Origin of the sequence: Roseibium salinum (assembly GCF_026240905.1) — a bacterium.
GTDB lineage: Bacteria > Pseudomonadota > Alphaproteobacteria > Rhizobiales > Stappiaceae > Roseibium > Roseibium salinum.
Genome location: NZ_JAPEVI010000002.1, coordinates 1 through 22,895 on the forward strand (window position 1 = coordinate 1; position 22,895 = coordinate 22,895).

The window sequence follows — 22,895 nt, forward strand, 5'->3', positions numbered from 1 at the left end:
CGTTGATCTCCTGGCTCTGCCCGGCGAGGAAATAGGGCTGTCCCGACAGGGAGCCGTAGGTGTGCGGCTCCTGGGCATTGCCCGTCGCCTTGAGCACCGTGTCGCGTACGCGGCGGAACGCCAGGCCGATTTCGAGATCCTTGGTCTTGAGGGTCTGGGCGAGCGCTGTGGCGAAGGGACTGTTGTCCCCTGCCCCGTCAAGCGCGATCGCTCCGGCCTCGGCCGCATAAGCCACCAATGTTCCCCGCTCCGGCGAGGGAGGCGCCAGACTGCTCCTGACAGATGCATTTTCGAGGGTGAGAGTATCCTTGCCGTCGGCGCTTGCAAACGGATCGTTCCGGCAGGAATCGAGAATGACGATCCGCAACTGGCGGGCCTTGTCGACCGCGGCCAGGATGTCGTCCAGAGAAACCGAGGTGTCGGCAACCCGCTGGCGGCTGGCGGCGTCGGCGTCGGCCGGCACCAGGAAGTTGGTGCCGCCGACCTCAATGCCATGCCCGGCGAAATAGACCAGAGCCACATCGGCCGTTTCCGATTCGAACTCGAACCGCTTCAAAAGGTCCTTGAACTCGTCAAGACCGATATCGAAATGCTCCGAAACTTCGAAGTCCAGCTTCTTCAGCGTCTCCGAAATGAGCTTGCCGTCATTGGTGGTGTTGTAGAGGTCTGGCGCATTCTGATAGTCGGCAATGCCGACGATCAGCGCCATTCGCCGTTCCGCAAAGGGATCGGTCGATGCATGGGCTGTGGCGGCAGTGACGATGCAGAGCATCAGGGCAAGCAGCAGACGGACTCTGCAGGCCCTGACAAGCCACAGACACGATTGGTGCCCGTTCGGGGCTTGTCGCGAACGCATGTGAAACCTGTCCCGGCTCAAAGTCGCTTTCAAGTACACACCCATATAATCATGTCAAAAGCCAACGAAGACAAGTGCCATTTCGTTACGGCAGTTCCGCAGAAAAGTACAGCCACGACATCTGCAGTGCGCCGCGCGGGCACCGGGCTGGGTCCCCAGCCTGGGGTTATGAAGACCTCTTTCGAAACTTGAGCAGCGTAAATAACCTGAGGGGCGGGACACTTTCCTCGATTTCAAGCTGCAGCCTGGTTCGTCCGAGGATCCGGGATCTTGGAAATTCGGGATTCCAGCCGAGCCGGTGGCCGAATTTCTTCAGTCCCTGCTCGAAGACCGACCACGGGCCCGTATCCGTGGAGAAATGATTGACGAGGATGACGGTCCCACCGGGTTTCGTGACGCGCTCAAGCTCCTGGACCACCTTGTCCGGGTCCGGGACGACGGTGATGACATACATGGCGACGACCACGTCGAAATGATTGTCGGGATAGGAGAGCCTGCCGGCATCCATTACCTGAAGGTCGTCGATATTGGGCCGATGGCTGACCTTCTTCCGGGCCTTCTTCAGCATTTCCTCGGAAATGTCGATGCCGGTTATCTTCAGGCGATCCTTGTAGAGTGGCAGCGACATGCCGGTGCCGACACCGGCCTCCAGAACGTGTCCGTCCAGTTCGTTCACGTGCCGGACTGCCGCGCGCCGTCCCCAGTAAAGCGGGATACGGAAGAACATGTCATAGACGGGCGCCCAACGGGCATAGGCTGCAAGAACCGCAGCATCATCGAGTTTGCGAACGATCTGACCGGGGTTATCGACCAAGCCGCCGATTTTCTGCCTCATCCTGCGAATGCGTGTCGATAGGGTGTCGGTCTGATTCATGCAGTGGCCATTTTGTTTTCGGGTCCTCTTATCAACTAGGTCCGGTCAGTGCGATGTTCAAACACATGAACGCGCAAAATGCGACCCCCGCCGATGGTTTCTTCGGTTCGACCCGGTTGAAATCACCTTTGAAAAGGTTCGCATATATCAAACGCCTTATGTGCGCATTTCGTTTCAGCGCGGCAGATGCGGCCCCGGGCGGCAAATAGCGTTTTGGGCATATGGTCGAGCCGCACGGAGGCGAAAAATGCCGGCGAAATGACCCCGCGCGCGCCGCCTGCGGCGCAGTAAACTCGCGAAATGCGGGTCAGGCGGAATCCAGGGTGTCAGCGCAAAGGTGGAACGCGAGATCCGCCCGGTTCCGGGCGGAAATCGATACCTCTCCGGCTTCAGCCCTTTACGCCTGAGGAGATCATCACCGCTTCGGTGACTTTCTTCTGGAACACCAGATAGGCGATGGCCACCGGCATGGCGCCGAGCAGGGCGACGGACATCAGCCGTGCATAATAGACGCCGAACGCGTCGTTGACCTGGGTGATCCCCACCGGGATCGTCATCCGGTTTTCGGTGGTGATCACCAGGAACGGCCAGAGGAACTGGTTCCAGGCCATGATGAAGGTGATGATGGCCAGGGCGGAGGTGATGCCCCAGTTCAGCGGCAGGTAGATCCTGAAGAGGAGCGTGTAATCGCCGCCGCCGTCTAGGACCACCGCCTCGCGCATCTCCTTCGGCACGGCGTCGAAGAACTGCTTGTAGACGATGATCACCACCGGAACGATGAGCTGTGGCAGGATGATGCCGGCCCATGTGTTAATCAGCCCCATGTCGTTCATCAGGATGAACTGGGTGACCACCAGCGCCTGGGAGGGCACCATGAAGCTCGCCAGAACCACGCCGTAGAGCAGGCGCCGCCCGGGAAAGCGCATCTGGGAAATGGCATAGGCGCACATCATGCCAGAGACGATGACCACAACCGTGATGATCACCGAGGTGCCGATCGAATTCCAGTACCAGTTGAGCAGCTGGGTGTTGAAGAGGACGTCGTAATAGGAGAACAGGTTGAATTCGTCCGGCACGACGCCGGCTTCCTGGCTCACCACCCGCTCCTCCGTCCGGATCGAGGTGATGAACGCCCAGTAGAGCGGGAAGATCCACAGCGCGGCGGCAAAGAGACTGCCGATCGCCAGCACCCAGTTTTCCAGTCTGCGCGATCGTTTCATCTCCTGCCTCCCGCCCGCAGGAGCTGAAACTGGAGGACGGAGACCACCATGATCACCACGAACAGGATGAGTGCGACGGCGGAGGCGTAGCCGCCGTGGTTCAGCTGGAAGGCCTCGCGGTAGACCATGAGCAGAAGGACATAGGACGAATTGAACGGTCCGCCCGAGGACAGCAGGTAGATCTGGTCGAAGATCTTCAGCTGAAGAATGAGTTGCAGCGTCAGCACCAAGGCCGTGACCGGCCAAAGCAGCGGCCAGGTAACCTTCCGGAACTGCTGCCAGCGGGTCGCGCCGTCCAGGGCGGCCGCCTCGTAGAAATCGCTGGAGATGTTGCGCAATCCGGCGATGAAGAGCAGGACGTTGAAGCCGTTGGTCCACCAGATGGTGACGGCCGCCACAGTCGGCATCACCCAATAGGGGTTCTTGAAGACGGGCACGGGCTTTCCGGTGAAGAAGGTGAAAACCGGCTGCAGCACACCGAACTGGAAGTCGAGCATCCAGGACCAGATCTGCGTGACCACCGAAACCGGCAGGATATAGGGCAGGAAGAACAGCGCCAGGATCAGCGCCTGTAGCCTACCCGTCAGCCGGGTGATCATCATCGCGATGGCAAGCGCCAGCACCGTCGTCGGCACGACGGTGAGCAGAACGAAATAGCCGTTGTTCTTCAAAGACGTATAGAAGAGGTTGTCGGTCAGGAGACGCTTGAAGTTGGCCAAACCCACCCACTCTCCGGGGCCGATCAGCGGCGCGTTGGTAAAGCTCAGCTCGACCATCCGGATGGTCGGATAGAGAAAGACCAGAGCGAAGGTCAGAACGAAAGGCGCAATCAGCGTCATGGCGACCGCCACTTCCTTGCGCCGATTGGTGATCATGGCCACGGTTGTCTACGTCCTTTTCCGTCTTGCCGTTCCCCGTGCCGCGCAGAACGCACTGCGCGGCACGGAATCGATGGGGCCGATGTCGCGGCTTATTGCAGTTTCGACTGCAGTTCGCTCTTGATCTGTTCTGCCGCCTGTGTTGGTTCCAGATAGCCGTGCATGGCCGGAGAAATGATGTTTATGGCCGCATCATAGGCCGGAGACGCCACCCCGGCGATCGGCGAGCGTGGATCATAGGCCGCGGTCTCGGCAAGAGACGAATAGGTCGCGTTCGGCTCCATCTGCTTGAACTCGTCGCTTGTGGCAACCGGCTTGTAGGCCGGGATGTGGCCGGCATCAGCCCAGGAGATCGCGTTCTTTTCCATCCAGCCGATGGCGGTCATGACGGCGGCGCGCTTTTCTTCGCTCATGTCGGCGCCCTTGGGGATGGCGAAGGCGTGAGAGTCGGCCCAGGTTGCGGTGGTGCCCATGAGCGTCGGGATCTGAACGGCGCCCCATTCGAAGCCGAGCGTTCCCTTTTCTTCCATGTCCGTCATGGTCGGGACTTCCCAAACGCCGTTCATCTGGAAGGCGGCCTTGCCGGACGTGAAGAGGGCAACGGAGGCCTCATATTCAGCCTGTTCCGGCTGCCATCCCTGCTCGTGCCACCTGGTCATGATCTCGATGGCCTTGGCGGCCTTTTCCAGATTGTCGCCGGCCAGCACTTCGCCATCGGTGATCAACTCGCCGCCCTGCTGCTTCAGAAGCGTGAAGAAGACACGGTAAGTGCCGCCGTCGTCGCCGGTCGCATAGGAGACCGGAGCCTCCGCGCCGTTTTCCTTGGCCAGTGCAAGGGCTTCCTCAAAGTCTTCGAGGCTTTCGATCCCGGTCAGGTTGCCCTCTTCGTCCAGGAAGCGTGAGCCTTCGAAAAAGCTCTTGTTGTAGTAGAGAATGATTGCGTGAATGTCGAAGGGGACGGCATGCAGATTGCCGTCCGCATCGCTCGCCGCGGCGATCGCCGCAGGGAAGAAATCGTCCTTGCTGAGGCCGGCAGTGGCAAGATCCTCTTCGGTGATCACGTCGAGCACGTCTTCTTCCAGTCCGAGCGGCATGCGCGACAGGTGATAGGTCATGACGTCCGGCCCCTGGCCGACGGCAACGGAGGTCCGCACCTTCGTATAGAAGGGAACGCCCCATTCCAGCGTGGTGCCGTTGATCTTGATGTCCGGGTGTTCTTCGTTGAAGCGGGCGATCAGCGCCTTCATGCGAACGCCGTCGCCGCCGCTGAGGAAATCCCACCAGGTGATGTCCTGCTGGGCAAGTGCCGGCAGACTGGCAAGGCTCATGGCCCCGGCTGCCAGAAGTGTCTTAAGGTATTTCATTGCATCCTCCCTGTTGGCGGACCGGCGGAAAGTCCCCTCCTGGCCGGTCCAAGTCTTCAAGGCAGACAATGCGTCTACCGTACGCGCTGGTCCTTTTTGTCGAAGACCAGAACTTGCTCCGGTGCGCAGGTCAGCCTGATGGCTTCGCCGCCGCCGGCATGCCGGCTGCCGCGCCATTCCACGACGACTTCGCGGCCGTCCGGCAAATGAGTGTGCAGATAGGAAACGCCGCCGAGGTCCTCCGCCATTTCGACGGTGACCGGAATCCCCGTCTCCGCGCTATCGAGATGCTCGGGGCGCAGGCCGACGGTCACCGCGGTTCCCGGCGCGATGTCGCCGGAAACCTTCGCCAGGACCAATGCATCGGTTCCATCGATCGCGATGCGCAGGCTCTCGCCTTCCCGCTCCACGATCTTTCCGGCGAGGAAATTCATGGCGGGCGAGCCGATGAAACCGGCGACGAACCTGTTGTCCGGGTCGTCATAGAGATCCAGCGGCTTGCCGGCCTGCTGCACGATGCCCTCTTTCAGCACGAAAATGCGATCGGCAAGCGTCATCGCCTCGACCTGGTCGTGGGTGACGTAGATCATCGTCGCGCCGATCTGCTTGTGCAGCCGGGCAAGCTCCAGGCGCATCTGGACACGCAGTTCCGCGTCAAGGTTGGACAGCGGTTCATCGAACAGAAACACCTTCGGCTGGCGCACGATCGCCCGGCCGATCGCCACGCGCTGGCGTTGGCCGCCGGAGAGCTGCGACGGCTTTTTCTCCAGATGATCCTCCAGCTGCAGGATACGCGCCGCCTCGAGAACCTTCTCGCGCACCTCGCCCTTGGGCGCGCGCCGCAGGCGCATGGAAAAGGCCATGTTTTCGAACACGGATAGATGCGGATACAGCGCGTAGGACTGGAAGACCATGGCAACGCCGCGCTTTGCCGGCTCCCGATTCGTCACATCCGTGCCTTCAATGGAAATGGCGCCGGCCGTCGTGTCCTCCAGGCCTGCAATCATGCGCAACAACGTGGACTTGCCGCAGCCCGAAGGGCCGACGAAGACCGCAAAGTCCCCGGTTGGAATATCCATGCTGACGTCGTGGATAACCCCGACCTCTCCGAAGACCTTTCGCACATTACGGAGCTGTACGCCCATGGCTTGCCTTCCCCTCAAGCGACGTTCAAGCGCAGAACATGGTAGGAGAGCGGTGCAAGTGCCCCCCTCAGCCGGTCGTCTTCCACGCCGGCGCCCGTGCCCTTGCCCGGGACGATATGGTCGGGCTTGTCCGGGCCGTTGGTATCGGTCAGCTCATAACCTTCCATGGAAATATGCTCGAAGAGCGCCGGAGTTCCGAAGCCGGTGAGCTCCACGTCCAGGTCCGCTTTTTCCGTCAGGTGCCGGTTCAGAACGAAAAGCGTCAGGGTTCCGGCTTCCCTGTCATGCACGGCCGACACGTCGAGATAGGAGACGTCGTCCGCGACAGAGCAGTCGTATGTCGGGGCATCCACGGCGACATTGAGGGCGTCACCGCGGCCGTAGAGCGAGGCGAACTGATAGGGATAGTAGATGGTCTGCCGCCAGGCCGGTCCGCCCTTTTCCGCCCGGATCGGCGCGATCACGTTGACGAGCTGGGCGATACAGGCAATGCGCACCCGGTCGGACCGGCGTATGAACTCGTTGAGCAGACCGGCAACGAAAAGCGCGTCTTCGAAATTGTAGTTTTCCTCCAGAAGCGCCGGCGCCTCGGGCCAGTCCCATTCCTTGATGCGGCGGCCGTCTTCCTCGCGGATGTGATACCAGACGTTCCATTCGTCGAAACAGATATGAACGTCGTTCTTCGCGCGCTTTTTCGACTTCACATAATCGATGACGCCGCCGATGGTCTGAATGTAGCGGCCGGTTTCCTCGATCTTGCCGAAGTAATTCAACGTGTCCTTGCTCTTGTTGCCGAAATACTTGTGCAGGGAGATGTAGTCGACATTCTCGTAGCATTCCTCGAGAACTTCGCGCTCCCATTCCGGATAGGTCGGCATACGGTCGTTCGAGCTGCCGCAGACCACGGCTTCGATGGTCGGATCGAATCCCTTGAAGGCCTTGGCGGTTTCATTGGCGAGACGGCCGTATTCGGTGGCCACCTTGTGGCCGATCTGCCAGGGGCCGTCCATCTCGTTGCCCAAACACCACATCTTGACGCCGTAAGGCTCCTGGCGGCCGTGTTCGCGGCGCAGGTCCGACCAGGCGGAGCCGCCGGGAAAATTCACGTATTCGAGGAAATTGCGGGCCTCTTCCAGACCGCGGGAGCCGAGATTGACGGCCAGCATCATCTCGATGCCCGCCTGTTCGGCCCAGATGGCGAAGTCGTCGATGCCGACCTGGTTGGTCTCCTTGGAGCGCCATGCGAGGTCAAGCCGGACGGGGCGCTTGTCCTTCGGCCCGATGCCGTCTTCCCAATTGTAGGCGGAGACGAAGTTGCCGCCGGGATAGCGGATGGCGGGGATCTTCAGGTCCTGCACGAATTTCAGCACGTCCTTGCGGAAACCGTTTGCGTCCGCTTCCGGATGCCCGGGCTCGTAGATACCGGAATAGATCGCCCGGCCCATGTGTTCGATGAACGCGGAATAGAGACGTTCGTCGATGGTGCTGATCCGGAAATCCCGGTGCACGGACACACGCGCTTTCATACGTATACTCCCAAATTCATAAGATCGAAAAATCAGATATAAATCTGAATTTCCGATAAGAATGCGATCTGAGGGGATTTTGTCAAGCGCTTAAGATGCTGCGACGCAAATTTGCCCGCTTAGGGTGGCGCCGGCCTCGGGATCAGCCAATGTTGCACCGGCCTTAATATATTGGCAAAAAGACGAACGATCTGAATGCGTTACCGCTAACTTCGAATGTTTCGTATCAAGGTCAGGACTTCGTGTGCAAACGCAGGACGATGTCCTGATCGTAGTTGCCGAATCCCCGCCCGAAGATGTTGATGCCCCCGGGATGGCGACCTTCCGCCTTGACCTCGATTTTCAGGCGAACCGAACGGTGGTCGTTCAGCTCCAGATCCCCGGCGGTCACGGTCGAGATCTTGTGGCCGTCGACAAAGGTGCCTTGCGGACCGACGCTCCAGGTTTTCAGCATGCCGTATTGCGAGCCGGAGAGCTTCCACCAGTCGGGCGTGTAGGTCCCGCGTTTGTCGCCGAAATCGCCGGGCGACGTCCAGACGCCGATTTCCTTGCCATTGATGGAAAGCACGATGTCGGACGGCCAGTTGCTCCGCGTGCCGGGAACCTCGGAACTGACCTCGAACACCACGTCCAGGCTTTCCACCCCGGCGCCGGTAAGCTTGGCGTTGTTGGGGAACTGATATTCGACGAAGCCACTGGTAAACCACAACAAAGCGGTCTTCATCCGTTCCGGATCCATGAAGGTCTCCGGCACGTCCAGAAGGCCGATGATGCCATCCGTCGAGCAGATGCCGCAGGGCCCGGTGACCAGGCTGTTGGTGTAAAGACCGAGCGGCATGGACACCTCGATCTGGTTCGGCTGGATCTTTTCCTCGGCCGAAAGAAACGCCAGAATGACCTCGTCATATACGGCAAAGGAGACCTTCTGGCTGCCCTTTCTGGCCCTGTGCACTTCGGTTCGCACCAGGCCGGCGTCCTCCAGAACCTGGATATGGGCGGAGACCGAAGACTGCGGCATTCCCGATGCGGCCGCCAGGGCATTGATGTTCATGCCGGGCGTGCGGACCAGTTCCCGCAAAAGGTGGATGCGGGGCTGAGAGGCAATCGCCTTGACGATGGACTTGTCCTTGTCGGGGTCCACGAGAAGAAAATTCGGGCTCATTCGCTGTTCCTGGCAAAGGATCTGAAAGCCCTATTTGTATCGATTTTTTCGATTAAGACAATCGGCCTCCTGAAATCTGTCACCCAGGCGTTGCAGATCAGCCACTCAAGACCACGAAGAGTGCCAGCGAGGCGGCCATGGCGAGACCGATCGCGGCGAACTGGAGCGATCGCCGGCGGTCCTGGCGCGAGGCCATGCCGCCGCCATAATCGAAACGCTCATAGACGACATTTTCCATCGGCAGGCCGAGATCGAGGAGCAGATCGGAGACCGACGTCACCATCGGACCCGGCCCGCACATGAGAGCGACCGTCTCCTTGGGGTCGAGATCCGTCAGCAGCGCCGCCAGCCGGTCGCGATCGAGCCGTCCGACAAGACCGTGCCAGCCGTCCGCATCCTGTTCGCTCAACATCATGGTCTGCAGGTCAAGCACGGCTTTCGCAGCCTCGATTTCCCGCAGGCAGGCGAAATTTTCCGCCTGACCGGCGGCATAAGCCAGCCGGACGGGACGGGAGTCGCGCCGTGCCACCATATCGCGCAACAGCCCCATGATCGGGGCGATGCCGACGCCGCCTGCCAGCAGCAGGACGTTGCGGGCCCTGTGCGAGCCGAGAACGAAGTCGCCATAGGGCCCGTCGATCCCGATTGCCGTACCGGGAGGCAGTTCGCCGATCCTGCCGGTGAAATCGCCCGCTTCCTTGACGATCAGGCTGAGGCCGGGACGCAGCGGGCTGTCGGCGATGGAAAAGGGATGATCGAACAGCGGAAAGCGGCGGTTGCCCGTACACATCCAGACGAATTGCCCGGCCTCGTAGGTCCAGGCCGGATTTCCGGACGCGGGCTGAATGTCGAGTTCCCACATGCGGTCCGCCAGCTTCGTCACCGAGGCGAGCCGCCACGGCCTCTTGTGCAGCAGCAACCAGCGCCAGCCGTAGAGCACCGCGATGACCGTGACGACCGCCAGACCCGCAATCCACCAGAATCCGTTGACGGGTCCCGCCGCGCTGAACCGGCCGGCCGTGACCGCATGGTGGAGGCCAGCCCCGACGGCGACCGCCGCGAGCACCAGGTGACTGCCACGCCAGAATTCGTATCGCCAGGGCAGCCGGTCGCGCAGAGCGGCCGTCAGCACCAGCGGGATGAGCGCGGCCAGAGCCACGACGCCGCTTCGGTAATGTGGGACGGTCAGATAGGCGAGCAACCGCTCCAAGCCGAGAGACGGGTCATCGAGCCAGGTTGGCACGACATAGAGCAAGGGGTGCAGCACGAGCGCCAGCAGCACCCAGCGGGCCGCCACCTTGTGGAACGCCATGATCTTGTCGATGCCGAGGTGCCCCGAGATGATCTGGAACCGGCCCGAAGTGACGAACTGCACTGCCATTGCCGCCAGCCCTGCCAAGCCGAGCACCGCGCCGGCTTTTTCCCAAACGCCGAGCGGGGCCGTCATCCGCTCCAGCGTCAGGGCCACCGGTATCAGGCAGAAAACCAGATAGGCGAGCGCAAGGACATGCCCGGGCAGACGCACCGGGGTGCTGCCGGTCCTTCTTTCCTGTTTTCGCCGCGTGTCGGTAACGTTCTCGCCCATCCGCTTCCTCGACCTCTTGTCCAGATGCGATATATCCTGTGGTTGTGCATTCTACATTGATCAGCGTCATGGCCCGAACATCCTGGCGCGGGCAAAGTTCGGGTGGCACCGGCACGGGAGAGGCACAGCCATGCGACTGGACAGCATCAAGGTCACCATTTTTGCGGTCATGTTGGGTGCCGTGACACTCACCAGCACTGTTCGAGCCCAGGAGGCCGACCCTCTGGCCGACCTGGTCGAGGCCTGGATGGCCTCGCCGCACGGCGATTATCACTCCCGCTCCTTCACCTACTGGAACAAGGACGGCGAGGTGCCGGTCGAATGTGCGGCCTGCCATTCACAGCCGGGCTTCATTGATTTTCTCGGCGCTGACGGAAGCGCGCCGGACAAGGTCGATCGCCCCGCCGCCATCAACGCGCCCATCGGCTGTGCCTCCTGCCATAATGCGGCGGCCCATGCGCTGGAGAGTGTCCGCTTCCCCTCCGGTGTCAGCGTTGACGGTCTGGACGGGTCTGCCGTGTGCACCGTGTGTCATCAGGGCCGCCAATCGGGCGACGCCGTGGTGGCGGCGACACGGTCGCTCGGCGAGGATGCGGTCTCCGCCGACCTGAGCTTCCTCAACATTCACTATGGCGTCGCGGCTGCCGTGATGCACGGCTCCCAGGTGCGCGGCGGCTATCAGTATCCGAACCGCGACTATGCCGGACGCTTCCAGCACGTGCCGAGTGCAAACAGCTGCGTCAGCTGTCACGAGCCGCACACGACCCGGGTCGAAACGGATGGTTGCATGACCTGTCACAGAGGCGTTGAGACCATCCGTGATATCCGCACCCGCCATGCGGATTTCGATGGTGATGGCGACACGGCGGAAGGAATCCATTCCGAAATCGCGGGGCTGCACGCGCGGCTTTACAAGGCCATCCAGGCCTACGCGGCCGAGGTCGCCGGCACGCCGATCGGCTATGCATCCGGCAGCTTCCCCTACTTCTTCGTCGATACCGATGCCGACGGGCAAATCAGCCCGGAAGAGGCGGTATTCCCCAATCGATACCAGAACTGGACGCCGAGACTGCTGAAGGCGGCCTACAATTATCAGGTCGCGGCCAAGGACCCGGGTGGCTTCGTGCACAACCCGGCCTATCTCCTGCAGCTGCTCCATGACAGTCTGGAGAACCTGTCGGAACGGGTCGATGTCGACATGTCGGCCCTGAAGCGGCCCTGACGTCTCGCCCAGCCGGTAGCGAAGGGGCGGTCAGCCCTTCCAGACCTCGGGATTGATCATGTTGATCGGCTCGCCGGCCGCGAACGCCACGACCTGGTCGAAAATATCGGAGAACTGCAGTTCGAACTCGTCCTCGGTCACGAAGCCTATATGGGGCGTCGCGACGACGTTCGGATGGTGCACCAGCGGGTCGGCGGGGTCGGTAACCGGCTCCTTGTCGAAGACGTCGATCGCCGCATATCCCGGCCGGCCGGCGTTGAGGGCTCCGAGCAGTGCCCCCTCCTCGATCAGGCCGGCACGGGACGTGTTGACGAGCGTCGCGCCGGGCTTCATGACGGCCAGATCCCCCGCCGTCACGATGCCGCGTGTCGCCGGAACCAGGCGCAGGTGAAGGCTCACCACGTCACTTTCGGAGAAAAACGCCGTGCGGCTCGGAGCGACCGTCTCCCCGTCCCGTATCGCCCGTTCGCGGGAGCCTTCCGATGCCCAGTAGACGACAGTCATGCCGAAGGCCTTCGCATATCCGGCCACCGTCCGGCCGATGCGGCCATAGCCATAGATCCCGAGCGTCCGGCCGCGCAGGGTCTTGCCGACGCCCATCTGCCAGTTCCCGGCCCGGAGCGACGCCATCTGTGCGGGGATCTGCCGAGCGCTGGCCAGGATGAGCGCGAATGTATGCTCCGCCGCCGCATAGGACGGCGTGTCTGACTGCATGTTGGAACACAGCAGAATGCCGTTGCGCGTGCACGCTTCGACATCGACATGAGGATAGCCGCTGCGCTGACTGATCAGCTTCAGGTTCGGCAACCTGTCGAGAAGCTCGGCCGTTACCTTCGTGCGTTCCCGGAAGAGGACCACCACGTCGAAGTTATTCAGCCGGCCGGCGAGCGCCTCCGTGTCCTGAACGTGGTCGTTGAAGACCGTCACGTCATGCCCGGCCAGCTTTGCAAAGCACGGCAAGGTTCTCAGCGTGTCGAAATAGTCGTCCAGTATCGCAATCTTCACCCCAGTCTCCTGAGTTTACTGCAGTTTCGCTGCCGGCCCCCGCGTTGGACGAACGTGCATGCCGGAAGAACTCTCATACAGGAAAATCACCGCACCGAACCATCACGTTCTTGAATCGCAGGGCGGGGTTTCGATTCAAACCAATCATTGGACCGCGGTGATGCGAAACCGCACAATAACTCCATGGAAAATCGGGATGAAATCATTCTTCTGACGCGTGTCGACCGGGCCCGCAACATGGCCCGGTTCTATCGGCTCGCCATCGAACCGACGCTGTTTGGCGGCTTGGTCCTGCACCGGACCTGGGGCCGCCTCGGCACCTGGGGGCAATCGCGCCTGGTCTATTGTGCGGACCTCGACACGGCCCATGAACACCGGGCGCGTCTGACTGCGCAAAAGCTCAGGAAGGGGTATTGCCCCCAGTAGCAAGTCCCTGTTCGCGCGCAGTCCGTTTCTCTTGTCGGTTCAGAGCAAACCGTTTGCGCCCAGGAATGCCTGCAGTCTCGCCTGCTGGTTCTCGGTGAGTGGCCAGGCCGAGGGCGGACGCGTGGGGCCGCAATCCTGCCCGAGCGCCTGAAGCGCCGCCTTGACGCCGGTGACGTTCGTTCCGTTCAGCTCCTCGGCGCGGATGTCCTCGAAGGCCTTCATGCCGGCGATCAGTGCGCGTGCCTCGGCAAAATCCCCTGCTTCGAGAGCTGCATGGATGGCCATGGAGCGTTCCGGCCAGACATTGATCAGCCCGGATGTGAAACCCCTGGCGCCCACGGCATAGAAGGCAGGCGCCCAGACCTCGGCGAGGCCGCCGACCCAGGTGATGGAAGGACTGCAGGCGGCGATGGCCTCGGCAAGCTTTTGCGGGTTCGGCGTCGCCCATTTCACGCCCTTGACGGCCGGCAATGCACAAAGCGCCTCGATTGCGGCCGTGCCGATCGCGTCGTTGCGCAGGTAGAGGACGAGCGGCAGTCCGCCCGAAGCGTCGCTGATCGCTTTCAGATAGTCGACGATGCCGCGCGGCGCGACGAAGGGATCGGGCGGCTGATGGATCATCAGGCCGGCAGCACCCGCTTCCGCCGAAGCACTGGCCAGCCGGCAGGCGTCGCGGACACCGCGTCCGATACCGGCCAGAACGGGCGCGCGGCCGTCCACAAGCGCGACTACCTCGCGCACCATGGTACAGGCTTCATCGGTGGTGAGTGCGTAGAACTCACCAGTATTGCCATTGACGACGGGCATATGGACACCAGCCTTCAGCACGCGGTCGATGACCGGCAACAGGCGCTCCGGCGCCACCTCCCCGTCCGCATCGTAGGGAGTGACCAGAATGCCGGAAATGCCGGTAAGGGCGGTTTCGATGCTCGGGGCCATGCCGGGATCCTTCTGAATTGACTAATAGATATCGGGTTCGCCTGCCGGCTCGCCGAAGCCGGTGGTGAGGTAGTCGAAGTCGCAGCCGTCGTTGGCCTGGCCGACATGGCGCTGGAACATGTAGCCGAAGCCGCGCGCAAAACGCGGTTCCGGGCGGACCCAGGCGGCGCGCCGCGCGGCCAGTTCCGCGTCGTCGACCAGCATGTCGAGCCGGCGCTTCGGCACGTCGAGACGAACGATATCGCCCGTCCTGAGCAATGCAAGCGGTCCGCCGATGAAGGATTCCGGCGCAACGTGGAGAATGCAGGCCCCGTAGGATGTGCCCGACATGCGCGCATCGGAAATCCGCAGCATGTCGCGATGGCCCTGCTTCAACAGCGCCTTGGGGATCGGCAGCATGCCCCATTCGGGAAAGCCCGGGCCGCCCTGCGGTCCGGCATTGCGCAGCACCAGCACGTGATCTGGCGTCACCTGGAGATTCTCGTCGTCGATCGCCGCCTTCATCTCGGGATAGCTGTCGAAGACCAGCGCCGGGCCTTCATGGACATGAAACCGCGGATCGCAGGCCGCCGGCTTGATCACCGCGCCGTCCGGACACAGATTGCCGCGCAGCACCGCCAGCGAGCCTTCGTGATAGACGGGATTGGAGAGCGGGCGGATGACGTCGTCGTTATAGACTTCGGCTCCCTCCAGCGTCTCCCCGAGCGTCTTGCCCGAGCAGGTCACCGCCGTGCGGTCCAGCTTGTCGCCAAGCCGGCTCATCAAGGCACGCAAGCCGCCGGCATAGTAGAAGTCTTCCATCAGATATTCGTCGCCCGACGGGCGGATATTGGCGATGACCGGCGTCGTGCGTCCCGCCGCATCCAGGTCGTCCAGCGTAAGGTTCACGCCGGCGCGCCGGGCCATTGCCAGGATATGCACGACGGCATTGGTCGAGCAGCCGGTCGCCATTGCGACCACCACCGCGTTCGCCACCGAGGCCGGCGTCACGATCTGATCCGGGCCCAGGTCCTCCCAGACCATGTCGACGATGCGGCGGCCGCAGTCCGCGCTCATCCGCTTGTGGTTCGCGTCCGGTGCGGGAATAGATGACGCTCCGGGCAGGCACAGGCCCAGGGCCTCGGCTATGGCCGTCATGGTGGAGGCCGTGCCCATGGTCATGCAGTGACCGTAGGAGCGGGCGATGCCGCCCTCCACGCCGAGCCATTCCTCGTCGCTGATCAGGCCCGCGCGCCGCTCGTCCCAGTACTTCCAGGCATCGGAGCCGGAGCCCAGAATGCGCCCGGCATAATTGCCGCGCAGCATGGGGCCGGCCGGCAGGTAGATGAAGGGAACCCCGGCGCTGATGGCGCCCATGGTCAGGCCCGGCGTGGACTTGTCGCAGCCGCCCATCAGCACCACCCCGTCGAAAGGATGCGAGCGGATCGTCTCCTCCGTCTCCATGGCCATCATGTTGCGGTAGAGCATGGAGGTCGGCTTGGTGAAGCTTTCATCGACGGAGATCGTCGGAATTTCGATGCCCAGCCCGCCCGCCTGCAACACACCGCGCTTTACGTCCTCGACGCGGTCCCGGAAATGGAGATGACAGGGGTTCATGTCCGACCACGTGTTGAGAATGCCGATGACCGGCTTGCCCGCCCAGTCCTCCGGCGCATAGCCCATCTGCATCATGCGGGAGCGATGCCCGAAGCTGCGCAGGTCGTCCGGCGCGAACCAGCGCGCGCTTCGCAGCGAGTCCGGGTTTTTTCTCGCTCCAGCCATGGCTTTCTCCCTCTGCACGTCTTTATGTTCATTTGTGTATGCGCATTCATAACTTACTGTCAATCCGGTTCCTTGCAAGAGTGAATTCTGACATCTCAGCGTGTTTCTTGGGTTGACACGACCCTCTGTCGTCATGCAAGCATAATGTATGCGCATTCATTTTGTTGCTGAAAGGCACGAATGCCGCACGGGGGCGAGGACGTGCGCCCTGAAAAAGCCGAACGGGAGGAACACATGAAACTTACTCGCAGAACGCTGGTTTGCGCTGCCGGCGCATCACTCTTGCTGGCACAGGCCGTTACCGCCGAGGCCCAGGAGCTTCCACGCAACGTGCGCCTGGTCATCGGGTCGACGTCGACCGGCGGCGACACCTATCAGAACTCGGCGATCGTGGCCGAGGCGCTGTCGAACAAGCTGGGCATCAATGTCAAGGTGGACGCCGTGGGCGCAACCGAGGCCTTCAAGGCGCTCGGTCGCGACAGCCGCGGAACGACGCTGATGATCTTCCACGACCAGTCCTATCTCGGCAACCTTTATGGCGTGCGCGGTTATCAGGACATCTTCGCCGAGTACAAGCTCGGCCCCACCGTCGCCATCAACCCGGGCAACGCCTATCTCGTGCCGAAGGATTCCCCTACCAGTCCATGGACGACATTCTCACGGCCGCCGCCAATGGCGAGCGCGTACGCGTGGCGATCCAGCCCGGTGGGGTTTCCGAAATAGGCTTCTCCGCCATGAAGAATGCCGCCCGTGTCCGCTCTCCCGGATCGCAGGAGAACATCGTACCGGTCAATACCGGCAGCCAGTCCGACAAGAACCAGGCGCTCTTCGACGACCTTGCCGACGTGATCAACGGATCGATCCAGGCCAATGAGCAGTTCACGCAGCTTCCCGAGGACGATCAGAAGGCGATGCGCTTCGTCTGGATCACCGCGCGGCCGGTCACGCTCGAGCAGGCTCCCCCCGAAGGCATGGGCGACACGACGCGGGATGAAATGCTGAAATATGCCAGTCCCCAGACGAGCGTGACGCTTGATGGCGAGCAGGACTTCACCTTCGATAAGGAGTTCTTCTTCCTTTACAACAAGGAGATGGACCAGGGGATCGTCGAGCAGATCGATACGGCGCTCACCGAGATCTATGCTGAAGGAGAGATCCAGAAACGTCAGAAGGCCTCCTTCTTCATCCCGAATTTCCTGCCCTCGGAGGAAGCCCGCGCACATCTGGAGAAAAAGCGGACGACCTATGAGCAGGTCATCAAGGAAATCTCCACCGAATAAACCGAATAGCGAGGGTCTGGGCGGCAGCCTCGGACCCTCGCTTTTTCAGGATTTCAGCCACAGGACGCTGGCGTAAGCGGAACGGCGATGGATAACCTCAACCAAATCACGGTGGATTTCGAGACTTCACACCTGATCTTTCCGACCCTGATTGCCATCATCCTGGCGGTCCTGGGCCTGGCGATCGTCATAACCAGGCGGCGTGAGATTGCGGCGGCGCCGGGTTACTGGCGCTCGGTGTTTGCTCGGATGGACAAGGTCCGGTTCTTCGGGACGATCGCCCTGACGGTGCTCTATTTCTCGCTGATGGTTCCGGTAGGCGATTTCTGGCCCAATACGGGCCTTGGCTTTCTAATCTGCTCCATTCCCTACCTCTTGCTGACCGGCCTTCTCTTCCTCCACGAGCGGTCGCTGCGCAAAGTGGCGCCGGTCCTGGTGACCGCCCTCGTCGCGCCGGTGCTCGTGTGGTGGCTGTTCACGGACCTCTTCTTCCTTACCCTGCCTTGAGCGGACAAAGCCCCATGGAACTTGCCGAGATCATCACACCGCTGTTCCTGTCTCTGATCGTCGGAGGAACCTTCGTAGGCATCGTCTTCGGCGCCATTCCCGGCATGACCGCGACGATGGCGGTTGCCGTCTGTCTGCCCCTGACCTATTCGCTCGGCCTGGAAAACGGCCTTGCCCTGCTGCTCGGCCTCTATGTCGGCGGCATTTCGGGCGGGCTCGTTCCGGCAATCCTCCTGGGCATCCCCGGGACCCCGTCATCGATCACCACCACCTTCGACGGTTACCCGATGACACGACAGGGCGAAGGGGAAAAGGCCTTGCGCATCGGGATCGTCGCCTCGCTCGTGGGCGGGCTGGTGAGCCTTGCGATCCTCTATCTTTTCGCGCCGGCCCTTGCGGAATTCGCCATCCGCTTCTCCTACGTGGAGAAATTCCTGATCATCCTGTTCGCCCTCACGGTGATGGGAGCGCTCAGCAACAACATGCTGATCGGCATCTTTTCCGGGTTCCTGGGCATCTTCATCAGCCTGATCGGGACCTACGACATCTCCGATGGCGGCAACGGCGAAATCCGGCTGATCCCGCCGGGGCTGGAATACTGGCTCGAAAGCGGCTTCTCGCTACTGCCCGTGCTGATCGGGCTGTTCGGTCTTGCGGCAATTCTCGATGAGGCCGAGGCAGGCGTGCCGAAAGGTCAGAGCGCCGAGAACATCAAGACCGGCAGACGCTCGACCTTCTCCTTCGCCGTTTTCCGCGGCCAGATCGTCAACCTGCTCCGTTCGGCGGGAATCGGCACGTTTGTCGGCATTCTGCCGGGTGTCGGCGGCTCGGCCGCGTCCATCCTCTCCTATTCCAACGCCAGAACCTTTTCGCGCAATCCGGAACGGTTCGGAAAGGGCGAGCCTGCCGGGATCATGGCTTCGGAGGCGGGAAACAACGGGCTGACGGGCGGCGCGCTCGTCCCGCTTCTGTCCCTGGGGATACCCGGGGATTCGACGACCGCACTGCTGATCGGCGCATTCACGCTGCAGGGCATCCAGGTCGGCCCGCTGTTCATCGGCAACAACCCGGTCACCTGGGAGGCGATGATCGTCGCCATGCTGATCGCCAACCTGGCGATGTTCGCCATGATGTATTTCGCAATCCGCTATCTCGCGCGGATCGTCACCGTGCCGAAGCATATCCTTTTTCCGGTCATCCTGATGATGTGCGTGATCGGCGCCTACACGATCAACTACGGCATCATGTTCGACGTCTGGACGCTGCTGATCTTCGGCCTCTTCGGCTGGCTGGCGGTGAAGCTGCGTCTGGAGATCGCGCCTTTCATCATCGGCTTCATTCTCGGCCCGTCGGCGGAGATCTATTTCGTCAAGAGCCTCGAGTCCTTCGGCAGCCTCTCGATCTTCTTCACCAAGAGCTGGATCGCGGTGGTGATGTGGATCCTGATTGCAGCGTCCATCGCCGGATCGATCGCCCTGTCCCGCCGCCATGTGCCCCCGGACGCGTGAGCACCGACGGGAGAACGGGCGTGCTTGTAATTCTGCGGGAATCACAAGACGATATCCATGAATGAATGAGCGGCAGACGACCAGGAAAGCCCGGCGCACGTCAGGTGGTCAAGCGGGGCGAACAGCAACGATGGAGACGGTCGGCCGGATGGCCGGCGTCTCGCAGGTGACGGTTTCGCGCGCGCTCAGCGACCCCTCCAAAGTCTCGCCCGCCACCTTGAAGCGTATCCAGGAAGCCATCGCCGTGACGGGCTTTGTGCCCAACGCATTGGCCGGCGCGCTCGCCTCGCGCAAAAGCAAGCTGATCTCGGCGCTGGTGCCGTCCATCACCAATATCGTCTACTCGGCCATGGTGAAGGCCTTCAGCGACCGGATGCGCGGCCATGGCTATCAGATCCTCCTCTCCGAGACCGGTTTTGACCCGCATGAGGAAGAGAGGCTGATCTCGACCCACCTTTCACGGCGTCCCGATGCGATCATGCTGACGGGCATCCATCACACCGCACAGGCGCGCAAGATGCTGCTCGGCACCGGACTTCCGGTGGTCGAACTGTGGGACATCACAGACACGCCGATCGACCTGTGCGTCGGCTTCTCCCATATCGGTGCTGGTCGCGGGGTTGCCGAGTTTGCAATCGGCGCCGGCTACCGGACTGCGGGCACGGTCTCGGCCGGTGACGAACGGGCCCTGCGGCGCAAGGATGCCTTCGCAGCGGAGTTCCTGAAGGCAGCGGGCTCACCTGTTGACGAGGTCAATTTCGAGGGTCCGGCAAGCCTTGCGCGCGGCCGGGAGGGCTTGCGCCTGCTGCTTGAGGAGAAGGGGTTCGAACGCGGCGTGATCTTCTGCAGCTCCGATCTTCTGGCGCATGGCGTTTTGATCGAAGCCGCGGCACGCGGGCTTCGCGTGCCCGACCAGATAGCCGTTGTCGGCTTCGGAGACCAGGACTTCGCCCAGCATGTCGCCCCGAGCCTGACCACCGTCCGCGTCGACCGGGCCTCCCTTGGAATGGCTGCCGCGGACGCCATTCTCGCCCGGTTTGAAGGCGGCGAGACGCCCGCGGTCACCGATCTCGGCTTCGAAATCATCCGCCGCGGGTCGGCTTGAGCAGCGCATCCAGGTTCAGCGCATCAAAAAGGGATTTGCCATCGGGGCGGCCGAAGTGTTCACCCATGTGGTTTGCGTCCGCATATAATCGAGAACCGCCTCCATGCCCGCCTCCCGCCCGTATCCGGACTGGTTGAAGCCCCCGAAAGGCGCGATAGGCGAGATCGCCCGGTAGGTGTTGATCCAGCAGATTCCGGCCCGCAGCCGCGAGGAGACCCGGTGGGCGCGGGACAGGTTCTCCGTGAAGATGCCCGAGCCGAGGCCGAATTCGCTGTCGTTGGCGAGTGCAATCGCTTCCTCCTCCGTGTCGAACGGCAGGAGCGACATGACGGGACCGAACATTTCGACCTTGAGTGTTGCGGTGTCGGCCGACCTGCATTCGACCAGGGTTGGCGCCATATAGTGACCCGCGCGGTCCAGAGCCTTGCCGCCGAAGCGGATCCTGGCACCCTGTTCCTGCGCGTGCACGAGTGTCGCCTCGATCCGGTCGAGCTGCGCACGGGTGCAGAGCGGTCCCATGGAGGTGCTGGTGTCCAGCGGATCGCCGACGACAATGGCTTCGGCCTTGGCGGCGATCTTCTCCACCAGCGCCTCGAAGACGGAGCGCTGCACCAGGCCGCGCGAGCCGGCGACGCAACTCTGTCCCGAGGCGCCGAAATTCCCGGCGATCAGGCCGTTTGACGCCCCTTCCAGATCGGCGTCCTCGAAAACGATGATCGGAGACTTGCCGCCGAGCTCCAGCGTCGTGACCGCGAAATTCTCCGCCGAGTTGCGCACCACATGGCGAGCGGCTTCCGGTCCGCCGGTAAAGGCGATGCGGTCGATATCGGGATGACGGGTCAATGGAATCGCGCAGTTTTCCGCGTCTCCGGTGAGGATTGAAACCACCCCCGGAGGAAAGCCCGCCGCTTCGATCAGCCTCGCGAACTCGAGCATGGGAACGGGCGCGATTTCCGAGGCCTTCAGCACTACGGTGCAGCCGGCAGCCAGCGCCGGCCCGAGCTTGGTGGCGCTCAGGAACATCTGTGCGTTCCAGGGAACCACCGCTGCCACGACGCCGATCGGGAAGCGCCGCGTGAAGACATGCATGTCGGGCTTGTCGATGGGCAGCACCGCGCCCTCGATCTTGTCGGCGAGCCCGGCATAATAGCGGTAATAGTCGGCCACATATTTTGTCTGGGTGGACGTTTCGGCCAGGAGCTTGCCGCTGTCGGTGGTTTCGATCCGGCCCAGTTCCGCCGCGTGTTCCTCGATCAGGTCCGCCAGCCGGTAGAGCAGCTTGCCACGCGCGCTCTGGCTGAGATCGCGCCAGGCCGGATCGGACAAGGCCCGATGGGCGGCCGCCACGGCGCGCTCGATATCTTCGGGAGCCGCGCAGGCAAAGCTCGCCCAGTCCTCCCCCGTGGCCGGGTTCTGCGAGGCCATGGCCTGACCCGCCGCGCCGTCGGTCCATTCACCGTCGATGAAGAGCCTGAAATGTTGCATCTGATCCTCCTCAGTCGAATGCCGGCATGACCTGGTCGATGAAGCGTGCGAGCGACGCGCGTTTGCGCTCGGTGCTCATGCCGCTGTCGATCCAGAACGAGAATTCGTCATAGCCAAGGTCCTCGTAACGCCTGATCCGGTCAATGACTTCCTGCGGGGTGCCGATGGTGAGGTCGCGGGCAAGATTTTCAGGTGCCATCATCGTATTGGCCGCAATCTCCTCTTCGCTCAGCGCTTCGATCAGCCCCTGGCGAACCGGCCGCTTGTTCTGGAACCACGCGCCGAAATAGCAGTAGAAGCGCGACAGTTCCCCGGCCGCACGCGCCGCATCCTCGCTGTCCGCCGCGACATAGGTGTGATGCAGCAGCATGATCTTCGGACGCGGACCCGCATGCGCCTCGCAAGCCGCGTTGAAGCGGGCCATGAGCGTGACGATTTCGTCCATCCCCTGCCAGAGCGGCGTCACCTGGATGTTGAAGCCGTTCTGCACGCCGAATTCGTGGCTGTTGGGATCGCGGGCGGCGATCCAGATCGGCGGCCCGCCGGGCTGTACCGGTTTTGGCGAGGCTGTCGTGGCCGGGAACTGGTAGAAAGCGCCCTCGTGGGCATAGTCTCCGGCCCATAGCTTGCGCAGGATCGGCGCGGTCTCCCGCATGCGCTGACCGGCCGTCCAGGCGTCGAGCCCGGGACTGAGCCGTTCGTATTCGTAGCTGTAGGCGCCGCGCGCGATGCCCAGTTCCAGCCGTCCCCCGGTCATCAGATCGGCAGCGGCGGCTTCTCCGGCAAGCTTGATCGGATGCCAGAATGGGGCGATGACGGTGCCGGTGCCGAGGCGCACGGACCTTGTGTGATGGGCGATATCGACCAGCGACAGGAACGGATTGGGCGCGATGGTGAATTCCATGCCGTGATGCTCACCTGTCCAGATCGCCCGCATGCCGCCCTCGTCGGCCATCCGGCACAGGCCGAGAAAATCCTCATAGAGGACATCGTGCGGCTGATCCGGCGACAGCCGTTCCATATGAGCAAAGAGCGAAAACTCCATCG

The 22,895-nt window shown here is 62.3% G+C and carries 21 protein-coding genes; 7 read left to right on the forward strand and 14 right to left on the reverse strand.

Features of this window, described 5'->3' with window-relative positions; genetic code table 11:
• The 9 genes from ON753_RS02380 to ON753_RS02420 form a co-directional block, all read right to left on the reverse strand.
• Nucleotides 1–709, reverse strand: a 709-nt coding sequence (locus ON753_RS02380) for a caspase family protein (RefSeq protein WP_265960955.1), incomplete at its 3' end; no start/stop codon positions are given.
• A gap of 313 nt (nucleotides 710–1,022) precedes the next feature.
• Complete coding sequence (locus ON753_RS02385) at nucleotides 1,023–1,670, reverse strand: class I SAM-dependent methyltransferase (protein ID WP_265960956.1); 648 nt, start codon at nucleotides 1,668–1,670, stop codon at nucleotides 1,023–1,025.
• 449 nt (nucleotides 1,671–2,119) lie between these two features.
• Nucleotides 2,120–2,950, reverse strand: a complete 831-nt coding sequence (locus ON753_RS02390) for a carbohydrate ABC transporter permease (RefSeq protein ID WP_265960957.1) — start codon at nucleotides 2,948–2,950, stop codon at nucleotides 2,120–2,122.
• Complete coding sequence (locus ON753_RS02395) at nucleotides 2,947–3,825, reverse strand: carbohydrate ABC transporter permease (RefSeq protein ID WP_265961336.1); 879 nt, start codon at nucleotides 3,823–3,825, stop codon at nucleotides 2,947–2,949. Before ON753_RS02395 ends, ON753_RS02390 begins: the two co-directional genes overlap by 4 nt.
• A 95-nt stretch (nucleotides 3,826–3,920) precedes the next feature.
• Nucleotides 3,921–5,192, reverse strand: a complete 1,272-nt coding sequence (locus ON753_RS02400) for an extracellular solute-binding protein (protein ID WP_265960958.1) — start codon at nucleotides 5,190–5,192, stop codon at nucleotides 3,921–3,923.
• Between the two features lie 74 nt (nucleotides 5,193–5,266).
• Nucleotides 5,267–6,337, reverse strand: a complete 1,071-nt coding sequence (locus ON753_RS02405; protein WP_265960959.1) for an ABC transporter ATP-binding protein — start codon at nucleotides 6,335–6,337, stop codon at nucleotides 5,267–5,269.
• Nucleotides 6,338–6,351: 14 nt separating this feature from the next.
• Nucleotides 6,352–7,863 (reverse strand): arabinosylfuranosidase ArfA, encoded by a 1,512-nt coding sequence (gene arfA / locus ON753_RS02410; protein ID WP_265960961.1) that lies wholly within the window; start codon nucleotides 7,861–7,863, stop codon nucleotides 6,352–6,354.
• 232 nt (nucleotides 7,864–8,095) lie between these two features.
• Nucleotides 8,096–9,025 carry an ArsR/SmtB family transcription factor gene (locus ON753_RS02415; RefSeq protein WP_265960962.1) on the reverse strand — a complete coding sequence of 310 codons (930 nt, stop codon included), beginning with the start codon at nucleotides 9,023–9,025 and terminating at the stop codon, nucleotides 8,096–8,098.
• A gap of 97 nt (nucleotides 9,026–9,122) precedes the next feature.
• Nucleotides 9,123–10,610, reverse strand: coding sequence for a ferredoxin reductase family protein (locus tag ON753_RS02420; RefSeq protein WP_265960963.1), 1,488 nt, complete (start codon nucleotides 10,608–10,610; stop codon nucleotides 9,123–9,125).
• Between the two features lie 130 nt (nucleotides 10,611–10,740).
• Between ON753_RS02420 and ON753_RS02425 the strand changes: the two genes are divergently transcribed.
• Nucleotides 10,741–11,832 carry a polyheme membrane-associated cytochrome C gene (locus tag ON753_RS02425; RefSeq protein WP_265960964.1) on the forward strand — a complete coding sequence of 364 codons (1,092 nt, stop codon included), beginning with the start codon at nucleotides 10,741–10,743 and terminating at the stop codon, nucleotides 11,830–11,832.
• A gap of 30 nt (nucleotides 11,833–11,862) precedes the next feature.
• Here the strand turns inward: ON753_RS02425 and ON753_RS02430 are convergent, their stop codons facing one another.
• On the reverse strand, nucleotides 11,863–12,837 hold the full coding sequence (locus ON753_RS02430; RefSeq protein WP_265960965.1) for a D-2-hydroxyacid dehydrogenase family protein: 975 nt from the start codon (nucleotides 12,835–12,837) through the stop codon (nucleotides 11,863–11,865).
• 183 nt (nucleotides 12,838–13,020) lie between these two features.
• On the opposite strand from ON753_RS02430, the gene ON753_RS02435 reads away from it, so the two are divergent.
• Entirely contained in the window at nucleotides 13,021–13,263 is a 243-nt protein-coding gene (locus tag ON753_RS02435; RefSeq protein WP_265960966.1) for a WGR domain-containing protein, read from the forward strand.
• Nucleotides 13,264–13,302: 39 nt separating this feature from the next.
• Here the strand turns inward: ON753_RS02435 and ON753_RS02440 are convergent, their stop codons facing one another.
• Together ON753_RS02440 and araD are read right to left on the reverse strand one after the other, a co-directional pair.
• A complete protein-coding gene (locus tag ON753_RS02440) occupies nucleotides 13,303–14,202 on the reverse strand; it encodes a dihydrodipicolinate synthase family protein (protein WP_265960967.1) in 900 nt (299 codons plus the stop codon).
• 21 nt (nucleotides 14,203–14,223) lie between these two features.
• Entirely contained in the window at nucleotides 14,224–15,963 is a 1,740-nt protein-coding gene (araD, locus tag ON753_RS02445; RefSeq protein WP_265960968.1) for an L-arabinonate dehydratase, read from the reverse strand.
• 234 nt (nucleotides 15,964–16,197) lie between these two features.
• Between araD and ON753_RS02450 the strand changes: the two genes are divergently transcribed.
• From ON753_RS02450 to ON753_RS02470, 5 genes are all read left to right on the forward strand, one after another.
• Nucleotides 16,198–16,686, forward strand: coding sequence for a hypothetical protein (locus ON753_RS02450; RefSeq protein ID WP_265960969.1), 489 nt, complete (start codon nucleotides 16,198–16,200; stop codon nucleotides 16,684–16,686).
• Nucleotides 16,608–17,243: a hypothetical protein gene (locus tag ON753_RS02455; protein WP_265960970.1), complete on the forward strand. Its 636-nt coding sequence runs from the start codon at nucleotides 16,608–16,610 to the stop codon at nucleotides 17,241–17,243. Before ON753_RS02450 ends, ON753_RS02455 begins: the two co-directional genes overlap by 79 nt.
• An 87-nt stretch (nucleotides 17,244–17,330) precedes the next feature.
• A complete protein-coding gene (locus ON753_RS02460) occupies nucleotides 17,331–17,750 on the forward strand; it encodes a tripartite tricarboxylate transporter TctB family protein (RefSeq protein WP_265960971.1) in 420 nt (139 codons plus the stop codon).
• 14 nt (nucleotides 17,751–17,764) lie between these two features.
• Nucleotides 17,765–19,258, forward strand: a complete 1,494-nt coding sequence (locus ON753_RS02465; RefSeq protein WP_265960972.1) for a tripartite tricarboxylate transporter permease — start codon at nucleotides 17,765–17,767, stop codon at nucleotides 19,256–19,258.
• A gap of 130 nt (nucleotides 19,259–19,388) precedes the next feature.
• Entirely contained in the window at nucleotides 19,389–20,363 is a 975-nt protein-coding gene (locus ON753_RS02470; RefSeq protein WP_265960973.1) for a LacI family DNA-binding transcriptional regulator, read from the forward strand.
• Between the two features lie 15 nt (nucleotides 20,364–20,378).
• Here ON753_RS02470 and ON753_RS02475 read toward each other — a convergent pair whose 3' ends face one another.
• Nucleotides 20,379–21,848: an aldehyde dehydrogenase gene (locus ON753_RS02475; protein ID WP_265960974.1), complete on the reverse strand. Its 1,470-nt coding sequence runs from the start codon at nucleotides 21,846–21,848 to the stop codon at nucleotides 20,379–20,381.
• Between the two features lie 10 nt (nucleotides 21,849–21,858).
• Complete coding sequence (locus tag ON753_RS02480; protein WP_265960975.1) at nucleotides 21,859–22,893, reverse strand: LLM class flavin-dependent oxidoreductase; 1,035 nt, start codon at nucleotides 22,891–22,893, stop codon at nucleotides 21,859–21,861.
• Between the last annotated feature and the right edge of the window lie 2 nt (nucleotides 22,894–22,895).